Source organism: Flavobacterium sp. LC2016-13, from assembly GCF_009707955.1.
Lineage (GTDB): Bacteria > Bacteroidota > Bacteroidia > Flavobacteriales > Flavobacteriaceae > Flavobacterium.
Map to the genome: position 1 here is coordinate 425,857 of NZ_WMDQ01000004.1, position 15,576 is coordinate 441,432.

The 15,576-nt window shown below is 32.6% G+C and carries 16 protein-coding genes; 12 read left to right on the top strand and 4 right to left on the bottom strand.

Annotated elements, in window-relative coordinates; genetic code table 11:
* Positions 1-108: 108 nt before the first annotated feature.
* From GKZ86_RS11160 to GKZ86_RS11185, 6 genes are all read left to right on the top strand, one after another.
* Positions 109-681 (top strand): hypothetical protein, encoded by a 573-nt coding sequence (locus GKZ86_RS11160; RefSeq protein ID WP_154783190.1) that lies wholly within the window; start codon positions 109-111, stop codon positions 679-681.
* A 53-nt stretch (positions 682-734) separates the two neighbouring features.
* Complete coding sequence (locus tag GKZ86_RS11165) at positions 735-1,940, top strand: OprO/OprP family phosphate-selective porin (protein ID WP_154783191.1); 1,206 nt, start codon at positions 735-737, stop codon at positions 1,938-1,940.
* A gap of 124 nt (positions 1,941-2,064) precedes the next feature.
* A complete protein-coding gene (locus GKZ86_RS11170) occupies positions 2,065-3,006 on the top strand; it encodes a DUF6515 family protein (protein WP_154783192.1) in 942 nt (313 codons plus the stop codon).
* 114 nt (positions 3,007-3,120) lie between these two features.
* Positions 3,121-4,263 carry a formylglycine-generating enzyme family protein gene (locus GKZ86_RS11175; RefSeq protein ID WP_154783193.1) on the top strand — a complete coding sequence of 381 codons (1,143 nt, stop codon included), beginning with the start codon at positions 3,121-3,123 and terminating at the stop codon, positions 4,261-4,263.
* Between the two features lie 116 nt (positions 4,264-4,379).
* Positions 4,380-5,657, top strand: coding sequence for a peptidase T (pepT, locus tag GKZ86_RS11180; protein WP_154783194.1), 1,278 nt, complete (start codon positions 4,380-4,382; stop codon positions 5,655-5,657).
* Positions 5,658-6,245, top strand: coding sequence for a YdeI family protein (locus tag GKZ86_RS11185; protein WP_154783195.1), 588 nt, complete (start codon positions 5,658-5,660; stop codon positions 6,243-6,245). It begins immediately after the preceding gene.
* 228 nt (positions 6,246-6,473) lie between these two features.
* On the opposite strand, the gene yajC is transcribed toward GKZ86_RS11185, so the two are convergent.
* From yajC to GKZ86_RS11200, 3 genes are all read right to left on the bottom strand, one after another.
* Positions 6,474-6,749, bottom strand: a complete 276-nt coding sequence (gene yajC, locus GKZ86_RS11190; RefSeq protein WP_042566415.1) for a preprotein translocase subunit YajC — start codon at positions 6,747-6,749, stop codon at positions 6,474-6,476.
* An 80-nt stretch (positions 6,750-6,829) separates the two neighbouring features.
* Positions 6,830-7,741: a transcription antitermination factor NusB gene (gene nusB / locus GKZ86_RS11195; RefSeq protein WP_154783196.1), complete on the bottom strand. Its 912-nt coding sequence runs from the start codon at positions 7,739-7,741 to the stop codon at positions 6,830-6,832.
* Positions 7,742-7,994: 253 nt separating this feature from the next.
* Positions 7,995-9,104 (bottom strand): Glu/Leu/Phe/Val dehydrogenase, encoded by a 1,110-nt coding sequence (locus GKZ86_RS11200; protein WP_154783197.1) that lies wholly within the window; start codon positions 9,102-9,104, stop codon positions 7,995-7,997.
* A gap of 204 nt (positions 9,105-9,308) precedes the next feature.
* On the opposite strand from GKZ86_RS11200, the gene GKZ86_RS11205 reads away from it, so the two are divergent.
* The 4 genes from GKZ86_RS11205 (at position 9,309) to GKZ86_RS11220 (ending at position 13,108) form a co-directional block, all read left to right on the top strand.
* Complete coding sequence (locus GKZ86_RS11205) at positions 9,309-11,087, top strand: ABC transporter ATP-binding protein (protein ID WP_154783198.1); 1,779 nt, start codon at positions 9,309-9,311, stop codon at positions 11,085-11,087.
* A gap of 68 nt (positions 11,088-11,155) precedes the next feature.
* Positions 11,156-11,524 (top strand): PUR family DNA/RNA-binding protein, encoded by a 369-nt coding sequence (locus GKZ86_RS11210; RefSeq protein ID WP_029268690.1) that lies wholly within the window; start codon positions 11,156-11,158, stop codon positions 11,522-11,524.
* Positions 11,525-11,702: 178 nt separating this feature from the next.
* Positions 11,703-12,527, top strand: coding sequence for an alpha/beta hydrolase (locus GKZ86_RS11215; protein WP_154783199.1), 825 nt, complete (start codon positions 11,703-11,705; stop codon positions 12,525-12,527).
* A 26-nt stretch (positions 12,528-12,553) separates the two neighbouring features.
* Positions 12,554-13,108 (top strand): alpha/beta hydrolase, encoded by a 555-nt coding sequence (locus GKZ86_RS11220; protein ID WP_154783200.1) that lies wholly within the window; start codon positions 12,554-12,556, stop codon positions 13,106-13,108.
* Positions 13,109-13,295: 187 nt separating this feature from the next.
* Here GKZ86_RS11220 and GKZ86_RS11225 read toward each other — a convergent pair whose 3' ends face one another.
* Positions 13,296-13,631: a tRNA-binding protein gene (locus GKZ86_RS11225; protein WP_154783201.1), complete on the bottom strand. Its 336-nt coding sequence runs from the start codon at positions 13,629-13,631 to the stop codon at positions 13,296-13,298.
* 122 nt (positions 13,632-13,753) lie between these two features.
* Between GKZ86_RS11225 and GKZ86_RS11230 the strand changes: the two genes are divergently transcribed.
* Positions 13,754-14,647, top strand: a complete 894-nt coding sequence (locus GKZ86_RS11230) for an alpha/beta fold hydrolase (protein ID WP_154783202.1) — start codon at positions 13,754-13,756, stop codon at positions 14,645-14,647.
* Between the two features lie 134 nt (positions 14,648-14,781).
* Complete coding sequence (locus GKZ86_RS11235; protein ID WP_154783203.1) at positions 14,782-15,336, top strand: thioredoxin family protein; 555 nt, start codon at positions 14,782-14,784, stop codon at positions 15,334-15,336.
* The last annotated feature ends 240 nt before the right edge of the window (positions 15,337-15,576 follow it).

Consider the following 15,576-nt stretch of genomic DNA (forward strand, 5'->3'; position numbering starts at 1 on the left):
CTAAAGAGGGTTTCATATTTTAAAGATTTTTTTTTACCTCTTGAATTTCAAAAATATTTAAAATTCGAATTCTACACTTAAGTTATTTTAATTCTAAAAATAAAAAACATGAATTATCAAAAATACATTAAGCCAGTTTTAATATTATTGACCATACTATATAATTCTACAATGATTTTCGCTCAGGAAAGTGAGGAAAAAGGCGCTTTTAATCCACATCATCAAATTGGAATTTCTATTAATCACGTACATGTTTTTGAAGGAAGAGACGATGAAGGAAACAGAGAAGTTTTAGCTCTTCCGGCCTGGGCAATCGATTATACTTATCATCTGAGTCAAAAATGGGCGATTGGTTTGCATACCGATTTTATAATCGAAAAATTCAAGGTCGAAAAAAGCCTGGAGGGCGGTGAAGATAAAGAAACCGTTGAAAGAAGTTACCCTATCGCTCCTGCTCTGGTTGGCATTTATAAACTAAAAGAACATTGGAGTTTTCTGCTTGGAATGGGCGGTGAATTTGCCAAAGAAGAAAATTATCTCCTGACACGCGCCGGAGTTGAATATGGTTATGAATTACCCAAAGAATGGGAAATTTTTGGAACCTTTAGTTATGACATAAAATGGAATGCTTATGACAGCTGGGGAATTGGTTTAGGAATTGCGAAAAATTTCGGGAAATAACGCTGAAAAACAGTTAGAAATCAATTTAGTAAATACATAACCAAATTAAATATATGTATAACGATATCAAAAAATACCCGGTTTTATTGTTATTGTTTATAATCTGTTTTTCTTCTAATGCGCAACAGGAAAAAGATACTACAAAATTAATTAATGTTCGTTATGGTGATAAAGGCATTGAACTTCGAACCAGAGACAATAAATTTCTTTTTCAATTACAAAGTCGGTTACAATTTCGATTTTCTACTCCAAATGACCAGGATCCGCTTACTTATGATGATTACAGTCAGGATAAACAAACTACTTTTAAAATTAATCGCGCCAGATTAAAAGTTGGCGGACATGCTTTTGAGCCTTGGTTGAATTATTATTGGGAATATGAGTTAAGCCAATCTAATTTACTTGATTTTAGAATCATGGTAGAAAAATGGAAATGGCTGAGCCTGAAAGTTGGTCAATGGAAGGTTGAATTTACAAGAGAAAGGTTTATTAGCAGCGGCGAACAACAAATGGTAGATCGCTCTTTAATTAATCGCCCATTTACGGTAGACAGACAAATGGGAGTTGAATTGTATGGTCATCTCAAAGGAAAAGGTATTGCTGACTTTAATTACTGGGCAGCAGCTTTAACTGGAACCGGAAGAGGAAATGCAGAAAATGATGATAATAATTTGATGTATTTTGGAAGGGCGCAATGGAATTTTTTAGGAAGATTTCTGGATTTTGAAGGAAGTGATTTAGAATTTCATGAAAAACCTACTCCAATTATTGCATTTTCTGCACTTACAAATCGAAGTCCATATACACGGTTTTCACAATCTGGCGGTGGTTCATTAGACGGTTATGAAAATGGTGCGCCGGGTCAATACAGAGTAAACCAATGGAATTTTGAAACTGCTTTTATGTATCGTGGCTTTTCATGGCAAAGCGAATGGCATACGAAATATATCATTGATAAATTAGATAATGATAAAACCACAACCTTAAAAGGATACTATGCACAAGCCGGTTATTTTTTTCATAATGCATTTAATTGGTGGCCAAAAAAATTAGAAATGGCGGGACGATTTGCAACTTACAGACCTAATAATGACTTTAGGGATAATTTACAAAACGAATCTACGATTGCTTTTAACTGGTTTTTTAAAGGGCATAAAAACAAACTTACCTCTGAAGTTACTTATTTTGATTATCAGGATAAAACATTGCCTCTTGCACAAGGTTGGCGTTTTAGAATTCAATGGGATATCTCTTTATAATATTTACACTTCAATTAAATATAATCAGGATTGGTGCAAGTCTAAAATTTTGTAGTTAAAATCATTTAGTTTCTACTAATATTCTTATTTTTTTATTAATTTTAATACCCGTAAAACATTGATTATGAAAAGCATATACGTAAAAATTAGAAAAGCAGTAATAATATGTCTGGCTGGATCTTTTTTCCTGATTTCTTTTGATGGAATTGCACAACGTCGTGGCGGAGGCGGTGGCGGCGGTTTACATAAAGCCGGCGGAGCGACTCATACAAGACCTGCAACAACAAGACCTGCAACTCAGACAAGGCCAGGTTCCGGAAATTCGGGAATCAAAAAACCGGCAAACAAAGTCAACAGGCCTTCAACTTCAAACTTAAACAATAAAGCAAACAACAGAAACCGTAATAACAATAATATTGGCAATAGAAATACCAATGTTAGCGGTAATACTGTAAACAGAAACAGAAACAACATCAATATTGACCGAAGCAGGGATATCAATATTAACAACAATAGAAATACTGTGGTGAGAAGAAATAATGTAGTGGTTTATAATCGTCCACCATACAGATACGGCGGTTATAGATACAACACTTTTCATCCTTATTATTTTCATCCGTACAGACCTTTTTACTGGGGACCTGTTTGGCATCCTTGGGGATTTTTTGTTACTACTCTGGCAGTTACAGCAATTGTGGTTAGCGTAGAAAGTAATCAATATCATTATGATCAGGGAGTTTGGTATGCACCTTCAAATGGAGGTTACACGGCTGTTCCCGCGCCGGTTGGAGGAACAGTTAATAATATTCCAAGTGGAGCTGAAACCGTCAATACAGGAACTGTAAACAATTATTACTACGGAGGAACTTATTATGAAAAAGACGGAAGTTCGTATAAAGTAGTTGCGCCAACTGCCGGAACTATAGTAGATAATTTACCTGAAGGCGGAAAAGAAGTAACTATCGGCGATGTAAAATATGTAAAATTTGGAGAAACGTATTATCAACCCGTTCAGGTTGATGGTAAAGACAAATACGAAGTTGTTCTTGTTGAAGAAGATAAATAACAAAATACTGTTATTTTATTAATTCTATAAAAGTAATATAACATTAAAAGTTATTTTCATACTTTTAACCTGCATTTTTTATTGACAACCAGTACCAGTTTAAAAATTATTATAATGAAAAATAAAACCTTTTGGATTTTCGCATTCCTGACAATTTCAATAATTTCAATCACTTACGGTGTTACAAAATTAATTAAGCCGAAAGAAAAAACGATCGAAAAAGTAGCAGAATGTCATGAAACGCCAAATTTATCAGAACCTTCTGCATTTAAACCAACAATTGAAAATAAAAATAAACCATCTGTAAAAGCTCCAAAAGGAATGGTATGGATTCCTGGTGGAGAATTCTCAATGGGAAGTAATGTAGAAGATGAAAGTTTATGCAGTTTATCCGGTGTTACAAAAGATGCTGCTCCTATTCATCGCGTTTATGTTGACGGATATTATATGGACGAAACTGAGGTAACAAATGAGGAATTTGAAAAATTTGTAAAAGCAACGGGATACATTACGGTTGCGGAACAAAAACCAACAAAAGAAGAATTTCCTACTGCTGCCGATGAAGACTTAATTACAGGTTCTGTAATATTTACCCCTACTCCTTCATCTGTAAATTTGAATAATTTTTTACAATGGTGGTCGTATGTTGGAGGTACTGACTGGAAACATCCGCTTGGTCCGCAAAGTTCTATTAAAGGAAAAGACAACTATCCTGTGGTGCATGTCACTTATGAAGATGCTGCTGCATACGCAAAATGGGCAGGCAAAAGACTTCCTACTGAAGCAGAATGGGAATTTGCTGCACGAGGAGGAAAAACAGGAGAAATTTATGCCTGGGGAAATACGCTAAAACCAAAAGGAAAATTTCAGGCCAATATTTATCAGGGACATTTCCCGATTAAAGACGGCGACACCGGAGAAGATGGTTTTAAAGGTATTGCTCCTGTAAAACAATATGCTCCAAACCATTATGGCTTGTATGACGTAGCAGGAAATGTTTGGGAATGGACAAATGACTGGTATAGTGTAGATTATTATAAATCATTAAGTGAAAGCGGTAAAGTTGCCAAAAATCCGCAAGGACCCGAAGCTTATAATGATCCTAATGACCCGTCTCAAATAAAACGAGTACATCGCGGTGGTTCATTTTTATGCACTGATCAGTATTGTACAAGATATATGGTGGGAACGCGAGGAAAAGGTGAAATTAGATCTGCAGCAAACCATCTCGGTTTTAGATGTGTAAAAAGTATTTAAACGAAAATATAATATGTAAAAAGGATTCTGAAAACAGAATCCTTTTTTTATTTGCACTCCCGTTAAATCTCAAAATATATCTCCTGAATACCTATATTTGCTAAAAATAAAAAAACATGCAACATATTATAGATCGTTTTATCAGTTATGTAACTATTGACACTGAATCAGATCCAAATTCAAAAACAACTCCGAGTACAGAAAAACAATGGAATCTTGCCAATAAATTAGTTGAAGAATTAAAAACTATTGGTTTATCTGATGTAACAATTGATGATAAGGCTTATATTATGGCCACTTTACCAAGCAATGTAGATCATGAAGTGCCAACTATTGGTTTTGTTTCGCATTTTGATACTTCTCCCGATTTTAGCGGAGCTAATGTAAAACCTCAAATTATTGAGAATTACGACGGAAAAGACATTGTTTTAAATGCTGAAAAAAATATTGTTTTATCTCCAAATTACTTCAAAGATTTATTACAATATAAGGGTCAAACGATCATTACAACTGACGGAACAACTTTGTTGGGTGCCGATGATAAAGCCGGAATTACAGAAATTGTTTCGGCAATGGAATATTTAATTCAGCATCCTGAAATTAAACACGGAAAAATTAGAATCGGTTTTACTCCTGATGAAGAAATTGGTCGTGGTGCGCATCATTTTGATGTTGAGAAATTTGGCGCTCAATGGGCTTACACGATGGACGGAAGCCAGATTGGAGAACTTGAATATGAAAATTTCAATGCAGCCGGAGCGAAAATTACTTTTAAAGGAAAAAGCGTTCATCCTGGTTATGCAAAAGGAAAAATGATTAATTCGATGTTGATTGCCAATGATTTCATTAACGAACTTCCAAAAGGAGAAATACCACAGGAAACGAAAGGTTACGAAGGTTTTTTTCACGTTCATCATTTAACAGGAAGTATTGAAGAAACGGTTTTAGAATTGATTATTCGCGATCACAATAAGATCAAATTTGAAAAAAGAAAAGATTTGATTGGAAAAATTGCAAAAAAAATCAATAAAAAATTTGCCAAACAATTTGGTGAAGATATTGTAACTGCTGAAGTAAAAGATCAGTATTATAATATGAAAGAAAAAGTGTTGCCGGTAAAACATATTGTTGATATTGCCGAAAAAGCAATGAGAGAATTAGGGATTAAACCAATTATTAAACCGATTCGTGGCGGAACTGACGGATCGCAATTATCGTACATGGGATTACCTTGCCCGAACATATTTGCGGGTGGACATAACTTTCATGGAAAATACGAATATGTTCCTGCAGAAAGTATTCAGAAAGCAACTGATGTTATTGTAAAAATTGCTGAATTAACTGCAATTCAAGGCATTTTTAATGTAACAGAAAAAACTAAAACCAGAAAATAATTGGAACCGGCTTCTGATAAAAAATATGTTTGGGACAAAGTCAACAATTGGCAGGAAGAATTACTTTTCCTGAAATCAATTATTGATAAAACCGAATTAGTTGAAACTATAAAATGGGGTGGTCCGGTTTATGTTTTCAACAAGAAAAATGTTATCGGAATTGGCGGTTTTAAAGATTATTTTACTATTTGGTTTTTTAACGGGGTTTTCCTGAAAGATGTCAAAAAGAGATTAGTTAATGCTCAGGAAGACAAAACAAAATCATTGCGCCAATGGCGGTTTACATCCAAAGAAGAAGTAAACGAAAAAGAAGTTTTAGAATATATCCTTGAAGCTATCGAAAACGAAAAGCAGGGAAAAGTTATAAAACCATCTAAAAAAGAAGCGATTGTTTCTGAACTTTTTGAAAAAGAAATGATTCAAGACTCAGCTTTAAAAGAAGCTTTTCAAAAATTTACGGCTTATAAACAATATGAGTTTTTGGAATATATTGAAAGTGCAAAACAAGAGAAAACAAAATTAACGAGGATTGAAAAAGTGATTCCGATGATTTTAGCGAATGTTGGGTTGAATGATAAATATCGATAGAATTTAAATAAACGATCAAATCTTTATCAAATTTCTCGCATTTTTGTCATCCTGACGGAGGAAGGATCACACTAGTTGATCGATAACGATTGTCTACCATTCTTTGCGGAATTCTTGCGTGATCCTTCCTCCGTCAGGATGACAAAATTGAAGCAAAAAACAAAAAAAAATCCCAAACTCTAAAATTAGAATTTGGGATTTATATTTTTCTTGAAATTTCTTAAAAAATTATGCTTTTTTATTCAAAGCTGAGCTTAATTCTAAAGAAATAGCTGAACGCTCTAGTTTTAATTTTCCAGACATTGTTTCGATTACAACTGTAGTTTCAGCAAGTTCTACAACTTTACCGTGGAAACCACTTTTTGTAATGATTTTATCACCTACTTTTAGGCTACTTTCAAATTCTTTTTCGTTTTTTGCTCTTTTTTGTTGTGGTCTGATCATGAAGAAATAGATTACCACGAACATTAATAGAAATGGCGCAAATTGAGTTAATTGTCCCATAATTTAAATTCTGTTTTTTGATTTATTATTAATATTTCCTTTTTGGAATTTGGAATTTCTAAATTGGAATTTATTCTCTTTTACATTAAACCTCTTCCAACTTTAATCATCTTTTTGTTGGCTTCCAGTTCTTTTACAAGATTATCTAAAATTCCGTTGATAAAAATACTACTTTTTGGTGTAGAATATTCTTTTGCAATTTCTAAATATTCATTAAGCGTTACTTTTACTGGAATTGAAGGGAATTTTAAAAATTCGCAAATGGCCATTTTTAAAATAATAGTATCAATTTCAGCAATTCTTTCGCTATCCCAATTTGGTGTTTTATCATCGTATTCTTTTGCCAAAATAGATTCGTTTAAAACTGTTCTTCTGAACAAATCTTTTGCAAAATCTTTATCTTCAACGTCTTTATACAATTTTGGAACTCTAAAATCGTCCGGATCTTCTGTTTTAATTGCTTTTAATTGTTTGATAATATGTGTATTTACAACCGGAATATCATCAACCCACGTTAATTTATCATCTTCTAAATACTCATATAATTTTTCATTAGGAACAATTACATCAGCAAATAAATCAATTATAAATTGTCTGTCTTCATCAAAAGTATTGGTAGAATTGCTCATGTATTTTGCATACAAATCGCTCGCTTTAATATCATTTAAAAGTAAAATGATATAATCGTCGTTTAATGACCAGTTGTTGATTTTACGATTTTCTAAAGCAATACTAAGTGAATTACTTTCGGCAAGAAGTTGAAAAATTTTGTTTTTGATAAATTTTTCATTCGGATTACGTTCTGCAGCAGTTGCAAGATGTTTTTTGCTTGAAAGATGTAAAAAAACGGATTCTTTTTTGCAAATTTCAATCAATGAAGAAAGCATTATAAGATATAAATCCTGAATATTATCAATGCTGTAAAAAAGAAATTTTTCTTCTTTTTCCATATTATCAGAACCGCTTTGATGCATTGCATAAATGGATTGCATTACTTTAACGCGTATGTGTCTTCTATTTACCACCTTGTAAGAACATTTAAAAATTAGTCTGCAAAAGTATAACTTTTAAGGCGTATTTTAAAATTTAAACAACAAAAAAACGCTTTTTAGAGATATTTTTTAGTCACATTATTCAGTCGCAGTATACAGTTACAGTTGTTACTAGAGTATTTATTATAAAAATAAAAGTCTCAGTTTCCAGATCAAACTGTAAACTGAGACTCAGATTATAAACTATTAAAAATTACTTCTTAGCAGCGTTTTCTATTCTTCTTGCATCAATACGATTTTGAGCAATTGTAAGAGCAGCTTTATGAGTTGTCATTCCGTTTTTCACGGCATAATCGATAATTTCTAAAGTAGTATTGTAGATATTTTCGGTTTTGCTCATGATTTCAGCTTTACCATAATGCTCTAATTCAGCATAAACATTGATAATTCCACCAGCATTGATCAAGAAATCCGGAGCATATAAAATACCTCTTTCCTGTAATCTTAAACCGTGAACATTTTCATCAGCTAACTGATTGTTGGCAGCACCAGCAATAACTTTAGCTTTGATTTTGTTTACTGTGTCATTATTAATAGTGGCTCCCATCGCACACGGTGCATAAATATCAACATCAGCACTGTACAAATCTTCACCTGTAAAAATTGTTGCGTTGTATTTTTGAGCTACTTCATATAATTTTTCTTCGTTAATATCAGCAATAGTTACGATTGCGCCTTCTTTAGTTAAATATTCAACCAAAGCTTCACCAACGTGACCAATTCCCTGAACCAAAACTTTTTTACCGTCTAAAACATCAGAACCAAACTGGCTTTTTGCAGCCGCTTTCATTCCTAAATAAACACCGTAAGCCGTTATAGGAGAAGGATTTCCAGAACCACCTCTTTCTTCAGAAATACCAGTAACATAAGGTGTTACATCTCTAACAGTGTCCATGTCTTTTGTTTCCATTCCAACATCTTCAGCTGTAATATATCTACCGCTTAAAGAGTGAACAAACTCACCAAACTTACGCATCAATTCTGGCGTTTTTTGCGTTTTAGCATCACCAATAATTACTGCTTTACCTCCACCAATATTAAGTCCTGTAATAGCAGATTTATAAGTCATACCTCTTGAAAGACGCAAAACATCGTTTAATGCTTCCCATTCAGTATTATAATTCCACATTCTAGTACCTCCTAAAGCTGGCCCCATAACTGAATTATGAATACCAATAATTGCTTTTAAACCTGTATCTTTGTCATTGCAAAAAACAATTTGTTCGTGATCGTCAAAAGATAATTGACCAAAAACGGGATCCATTTTTTGAAGTTCCTTTCCAGTTGCGAAAGTTGCATCCATAGTGATAGTATTTATTAGTTATAAATTATGAATTTGTCAAAAAGACATCTCAAACATAAACAAAAAATACACATGTGCTAATTTTTTATCTTTAAAATAACAATTTTACAATCGATTTGTTTTGAATAAATCTTATCTTTCATTACTTTTAATTTAAGATAATTTACAAATCCATTTCATTTCAACATTGAATCTCTTAAAAAAATGAAAGAATTAAGCTATTTAAACAAATATTTCATCAAATATAAATACAGTTTTTCGTTAGGAATTTTAATAACCATTATCGCACAAATATTCTCTTTATTTACTCCAAAGCTTATCAGTAAGTCATTAAATGCTATCGAAAAGTTTGATAAACTGCCTGAAGCTCAACAAGCTTCTCAAGTTATTATCAATTCTTATCGTCAGGATTTAATTCATAACGTGCTCTTAATCATTGCAACAACTATTGTCGCTGGTTTTTTGACCTTTTTAATGCGCCAGACATTAATCGTAATGTCGCGTCATATTGAGTTTGATTTAAAAAACGAGGTTTTTAAGCAATATGAAAATCTTTCTCAAAATTTCTACAAGCAAAATCGTACCGGAGATTTAATGAACCGTATTAGCGAAGACGTTTCTAAAGTTCGTATGTATGTGGGCCCGGCGGTTATGTACACCATAAATACTTTTATACGTTTTGCGATTGTAATCATATATATGTATCATGTTTCGCCTTTACTGACTTTATACACGATTTTACCGTTGCCTATTCTTTCGTATTGTATTTTTAAACTGAGTTCTGAAATCAATAAACGAAGTACTACATTTCAACAATATTTATCGAAGGTTTCAAGTTTTTCTCAGGAAATTTTTTCCGGAATTCGAGTTATAAAAGCCTATTCGTTAGAGAATCAGCATCAGAACAATATGGTGGCACTTGCCGATGAAAGCAAAAAGAAAAGTCTGGATTTAGCCAAAGTACAATCGCTATTTGGTCCTTTAATGATTGCTTTAATCGGAATTAGTAATTTGGTGGTGATTTATTTTGGCGGTGTTATGTACATCAACGGAACGATTGCAAACATTGGTACAATTGCCGAATTCATTTTATATGTAAACATGTTAACCTGGCCGGTTGCTTCATTAGGCTGGGTTTCATCAATGGTTCAGGAAGCTGAGGCATCTCAAAAACGTTTGAATGAATTTTTGAAAATAGAACCTGAAATTAAAAATAAAAATCACGGTTCTTCAGATATTCAAGGTAGTATTGCATTCGAAAATGTGAGTTATACTTATGAAGATACCAATATTGAAGCTTTAAAAAATGTATCTTTTACCGTAAAAAAAGGCGAAACCCTGGCCATCTTAGGAAAAACAGGTTCTGGTAAATCAACAATATTATCATTGATTTCTCGTTTATATGATGTTACCGAAGGAAGAATCAACATTGATCAAAGCGAAATAAGCACTTTGAATTTAAATGATTTGAGAAATAATATTGGAATTGTGCCTCAGGATGCTTTTCTATTTTCGGATACTATTAAAAATAATATCAAATTTGGAAATCAAAATGCTACAGATGAAGAAGTAACTGAAGCTGCGAAAAACGCTGTAGTTCACGATAATATAATCGCATTCAACAAACAATACGATACTATTCTAGGTGAAAGAGGTATAACATTATCAGGAGGTCAAAAGCAGCGCGTATCTATTGCGAGAGCAATTATTAAAAATCCTGCTATTTTGCTTTTTGATGATTGTCTGTCTGCTGTTGATACTGAAACTGAAGAAACAATTTTAAACAATTTATTCGAAATTTGTAAAAATAAAACTACAATCATTGTCAGTCATCGGGTTTCTTCGGCTAAAAACGCCGACAAAATAATCATTTTAGAAGATGGCAAAATCATTCAACAAGGCTCTCATAATCAATTAATAAATCAGGAAGGTTATTACGCATCGTTATATTTAAAACAACTTTCAGAAAAAGAATTACTTTAATTGTTGTGTAATCGATAAATTTTTATGATTTTTGAGTACTATTAATTCCAAAAATGATAGAACGTATTATGAGAGAAAATGACATGTTAGAAAAAGAAGAGATTTTTTCTAAAGTATTACGAGCAGGAAGAAGAACGTATTTCTTTGATGTAAGAGCTACTAAAGCAGACGATTATTATATCACTATTACAGAAAGCAAAAAATTTACCGAAGAAGATGGTTCTTTTCATTTTAAAAAACACAAAATTTATTTATACAAAGAAGATTTTAGTGCTTTTGCCGAAATACTGGAAGAAATGACTTCGTATGTCTTGAACCACAAAGGCGAAGAAGTAATATCTGAAAGACATCAAAAAGATTTTAAAAAAGAATATGGCTCTGACAAACCTGAAGGGCAAAGATCAAGCTTTACAGATATCGATTTTGACGATATTTAGTCCTATATAACTTTTTGAAAAGTATGAGTCCAACATGTCCAGCATTTTGGACTTTTTTTATATATTTAAGTTTCGATTTTTAGATTATTGGATTACCATACTAAAACTTATATTATGTGAGTTTTTATTAATCTTTATAAATCTTAAAATCTAACAGTCTAATAATCTAATTGTAAAAATGAATAAATTAATTCTTCTACTTAGTTTCCTCTTTATTGGCAATTTATCATTTGCTCAAAAAATAGATTATGAAACCAAATCCAATATTCAATACTACAATACCTCAACAAATAAATCAGACAGTTATATTAATGAACGTTGTGTTTTAGATATTTATTATCCAAAAAACACAAAAGGCTTTGCTACTATAGTTTGGTTTCATGGCGGTGGTTTAACAGGTGGAAATAAAGAAATCCCGGAAGCTTTAAAAAACAAGGGGTTTGCCATTATTGGCGTAAATTACAGATTATCTCCAAAGGCAAAAGCAGCAAAGGCTATCGAAGATGCAGCAGCGGCAGTAGCCTGGGTTTTTAATAATATTGCCGGTTATGGAGGAGACAATTCTTTAATTTTTGTTTCAGGACATTCTGCCGGAGGATATTTAGGAATGATGATTGGCTTAGACAAAAAATGGCTTCAAAAAGAAGGAATTGATGCTAATAAAATCGCAGGCCTTATTCCGTTTAGCGGACAATGCATTACTCATTTTGAAATTAGACGTGAAAACGGAATTCCGGAAATCCAACCTACAATTGATGCTTTTGCACCACTTTTTTATGTTCGTGCTGATGCTCCTCCACTTTTATTAATTACCGGAGATCGTGAATTAGAAATGCTGGGGCGTTATGAAGAAAACGCTTATATGGCACGAATGATGAAACTGGCCGGCCACAAACAAACTAAACTTTTTGAATTAGACGGTTATGGTCACGGAATGACAGAACCTGCTTTTCCGTTACTAGTCAATGAAGTAAACCGAATTATAAAAGAATCTAAAAAATAATATTTAATAAAATTAAATCCACGGCAATGGAAACACAAATCTTAATATTACCCGGACTTGGAGATTCTGGCGAAAAACACTGGCAGACCTTTTGGCATCAAAAATTTGAAAACTCTATACGCTTAGTTCAGGATAATTGGGATGAACCAATTCTAGAAGAATGGCTGGAAAGATTAAATGAAGAAATCGCAAAACTTGATCGTCCAACTATTTTAGTGGCACACAGTTTAGCCGTTTCACTTGTATTGCATTGGGCAGCTACAAATACTAATAAAAATATTGTGGGTGCATTTTTGGTTGCTCCGGCAGACGTTGATTCACCTCAACATACGCCTGAAATTGTTCGCAATTTTTCTCCTATACCAATTCAAAAATTACCATTTCCTTCAGTTCTTGTAGCAAGTGAAAATGATCCTTACGCTTTATTCGAAAGAAAAAAATACTTTGCAGAAAAATGGGGAAGCGATTTTGTAAATGTTGGAAAACAAGGACATATCAACTCTGATTCTGATTTAAAATATTGGGAAGAAGGGCAAGAAATACTAGCGCAATTAATTACGAAAATAGATACTAAAAACTAATTTTTTTGCAAGAGAATTTAACCGCAAAGGCCGCGAAGTAGTTACGCAAAGTTCACAAAGTTTATATTAAAAGTTTGCGAAATCTTTGATTTATTAAAGATCACAAAGCTAGAGTTTAAAAAATAATTCGTGTAAATTCGTGCAATTCGTGGCAAACTGAGAACTGCGACTGCGATTGAAAACTAAATCAACCAATTCGCAATCCATTTTCTATTTTAAAATCGGGAGCTAATAAAATAACGTCTCCTTCCTTGCCTATTGCGCCAAGAACCAGACATTCACTCATAAATTTTCCAATTTGTTTTTTTGGAAAATTTACAACAGATATAATTTGTCGGTTCAATAAATCTTCTTTTTTGTAATGTGTTGTTATTTGCGCCGATGATTTTCTGATGCCAATTTCGGCACCAAAATCAATCGTAAGTTGATAGGCAGGTTTTCTGGCTTCAGGAAAATCATTTACTTCAATAATAGTTCCAACACGCATATCAGTTCTTTCAAATTCACTCCACGATAAATCCATATTTTCTATTTTTAATCTATTAATATTATAAGTATTAGCACTAATTCTATAATTTTTTTCTGATGTTTCGTTCCTAATTTTATAATTTCAAAAGAATAAGCTAACATTTAAAAATCATACAAATGGAAAATTGTTTAAGTAACACCAGCGAATCTCTAAGAGATTCTTATTTTGATATTCAGCACCAAAATACAGATAAATATATAGAAACAGATCGAAATGTAAAATTATATGTAAAAGATTATGGAAAAGGAAAGCCTGTAATTTTGATTCATGGCTGGCCTCTTTCTAATGAAATGTGGGAATATCAAATAGACTTTTTAGTTCAAAATAACTATCGAGTAATTGCGTACGATCGTCGCGGATTTGGTAAATCATCTCAGCCCTGGGATGGATATGATTATGATACATTGGCTGAAGATTTAAAAGATATTATTGAGCAACTTCATTTAGAAGATGTAACTCTTGTAGGTTTTTCTATGGGCGGTGGCGAAGTGGTTCGTTATTTTAGCCGTCATGGCGGAAAAGGAGTTACAAAAGCCGTTTTGGTTTCTTCTGTAGTTCCTTTTTTATTAAAAACCAACGATAATCCTGATGGACATCCAAAAGAAAAAAGCGAAACTACAGCGCATGCTATTCAAGAAGACAGAATAGGTTTTGTAGATAATTTTGGCAAAACTTTCTTCGGAATAAACATTATCAACAAACCGTTGAGTACGCCTTTGCTAGAATACTATAGAATGTTGTGTTCGTTTGCATCTCCAAGAGCTACGCTAAAATGTGCAGAATCTTTTTCGTTTACTGATTTTAGGGATGAACTTGATTTTATAAAAGTTCCTACGTTAATTATTCATGGCGACGACGATAAAATTGTCCCAATTGATCTTACTTCGAAAAAAGCTGCTGAAGCTATTCGCAACAATACTTTTATTGTTTACGAAGGTGCACCGCATGGATTGTTCTATACACATAAAGATAAATTAAATACTGATTTACTGAATTTTCTAAATTCTTAAATCGTTCTTTAAAATAAATTATATAAATATCCGGAGAGGCTTAATTTTAAAAGTTTCTTTGGATATTTTTTTATTAGATGTGCTTATCTTTATTCCGAATTTAAATTTAAATTTGAATTAAAGAACTTTCGAAAATGACACTAACTTCTTCAACTCTATTTCCTCTTGGTACCCTTGCTCCTTCTTTTAAATTAAAAGATACGAATTCTAGTTATGATTATTCATTTGAAGATTTAAAAGGCTCGAAAGGAACTCTTGTAATTTTTATGTGCAATCACTGTCCTTTTGTGCTTCATGCCATAAGAGAAGTCGTAATGATTGCTAATGATTATCGTGTACAAGGACTTGGTGTAATTGCTATTTCCAGTAATGATATAGAAAAATCTCCTGAGGATTCTCCAGAATTGATGACTGAATTTGCTTTTCAAAATAAAATAGATTTTCCTTATTTATTCGATGAAAGCCAGGAAGTTGCCAAAGCTTTTGATGCAGCTACTACTCCTGATTTTTATTTATTTGATAATCAGAACCAATTATTTTATCATGGACAGTTAGATGATTCAAGACCTAATAACGGAATTCCGTTAAGCGGAAGTGATTTAAGAAGTGCTATTGATGCCTTGATTTATAACAGAAGCTTGAATGAAATCCAAAAACCAAGTATTGGCTGCGGTATTAAATGGAAATAGCATTTTAGCTTTTTTAAAATAATTTTCTTACATTTGCAAAACCAATAAGCATTTATAATTTTGACTACTATAAATACATTTACAGCTTTTATGTCGTTTTCTTTAACGAGAAAACCACTTACTGCTACATTTATTTCACATAGTAAGGCCTTTATTAATTAGGCCTCCGTCTACTTCAATTTCTTCTTTCAGGCGGAGGATTTATACCACATTTTAAACATTCATTTTATTTGAAAGAGA

What these genes read in the sequence shown, in the direction of transcription:
- GKZ86_RS11160 (WP_154783190.1), top strand. Translation starts at nt 109, where the DNA reads ATGAATTATCAAAAATACATTAAGCCAGTTTTAATATTATTGACCATA.
- GKZ86_RS11165 (WP_154783191.1), top strand. Translation starts at nt 735, where the DNA reads ATGTATAACGATATCAAAAAATACCCGGTTTTATTGTTATTGTTTATA.
- GKZ86_RS11170 (WP_154783192.1), top strand. Translation starts at nt 2,065, where the DNA reads ATGAAAAGCATATACGTAAAAATTAGAAAAGCAGTAATAATATGTCTG.
- GKZ86_RS11175 (WP_154783193.1), top strand. Translation starts at nt 3,121, where the DNA reads ATGAAAAATAAAACCTTTTGGATTTTCGCATTCCTGACAATTTCAATA.
- pepT (WP_154783194.1), top strand. Translation starts at nt 4,380, where the DNA reads ATGCAACATATTATAGATCGTTTTATCAGTTATGTAACTATTGACACT.
- yajC (WP_042566415.1), bottom strand. Translation starts at nt 6,749, where the DNA reads ATGGGACAATTAACTCAATTTGCGCCATTTCTATTAATGTTCGTGGTA.
- nusB (WP_154783196.1), bottom strand. Translation starts at nt 7,741, where the DNA reads ATGCAATCCATTTATGCAATGCATCAAAGCGGTTCTGATAATATGGAA.
- GKZ86_RS11200 (WP_154783197.1), bottom strand. Translation starts at nt 9,104, where the DNA reads ATGGATGCAACTTTCGCAACTGGAAAGGAACTTCAAAAAATGGATCCC.
- GKZ86_RS11205 (WP_154783198.1), top strand. Translation starts at nt 9,309, where the DNA reads ATGAAAGAATTAAGCTATTTAAACAAATATTTCATCAAATATAAATAC.
- GKZ86_RS11210 (WP_029268690.1), top strand. Translation starts at nt 11,156, where the DNA reads ATGAGAGAAAATGACATGTTAGAAAAAGAAGAGATTTTTTCTAAAGTA.
- GKZ86_RS11215 (WP_154783199.1), top strand. Translation starts at nt 11,703, where the DNA reads ATGAATAAATTAATTCTTCTACTTAGTTTCCTCTTTATTGGCAATTTA.
- GKZ86_RS11220 (WP_154783200.1), top strand. Translation starts at nt 12,554, where the DNA reads ATGGAAACACAAATCTTAATATTACCCGGACTTGGAGATTCTGGCGAA.
- GKZ86_RS11225 (WP_154783201.1), bottom strand. Translation starts at nt 13,631, where the DNA reads ATGGATTTATCGTGGAGTGAATTTGAAAGAACTGATATGCGTGTTGGA.
- GKZ86_RS11230 (WP_154783202.1), top strand. Translation starts at nt 13,754, where the DNA reads ATGGAAAATTGTTTAAGTAACACCAGCGAATCTCTAAGAGATTCTTAT.
- GKZ86_RS11235 (WP_154783203.1), top strand. Translation starts at nt 14,782, where the DNA reads ATGACACTAACTTCTTCAACTCTATTTCCTCTTGGTACCCTTGCTCCT.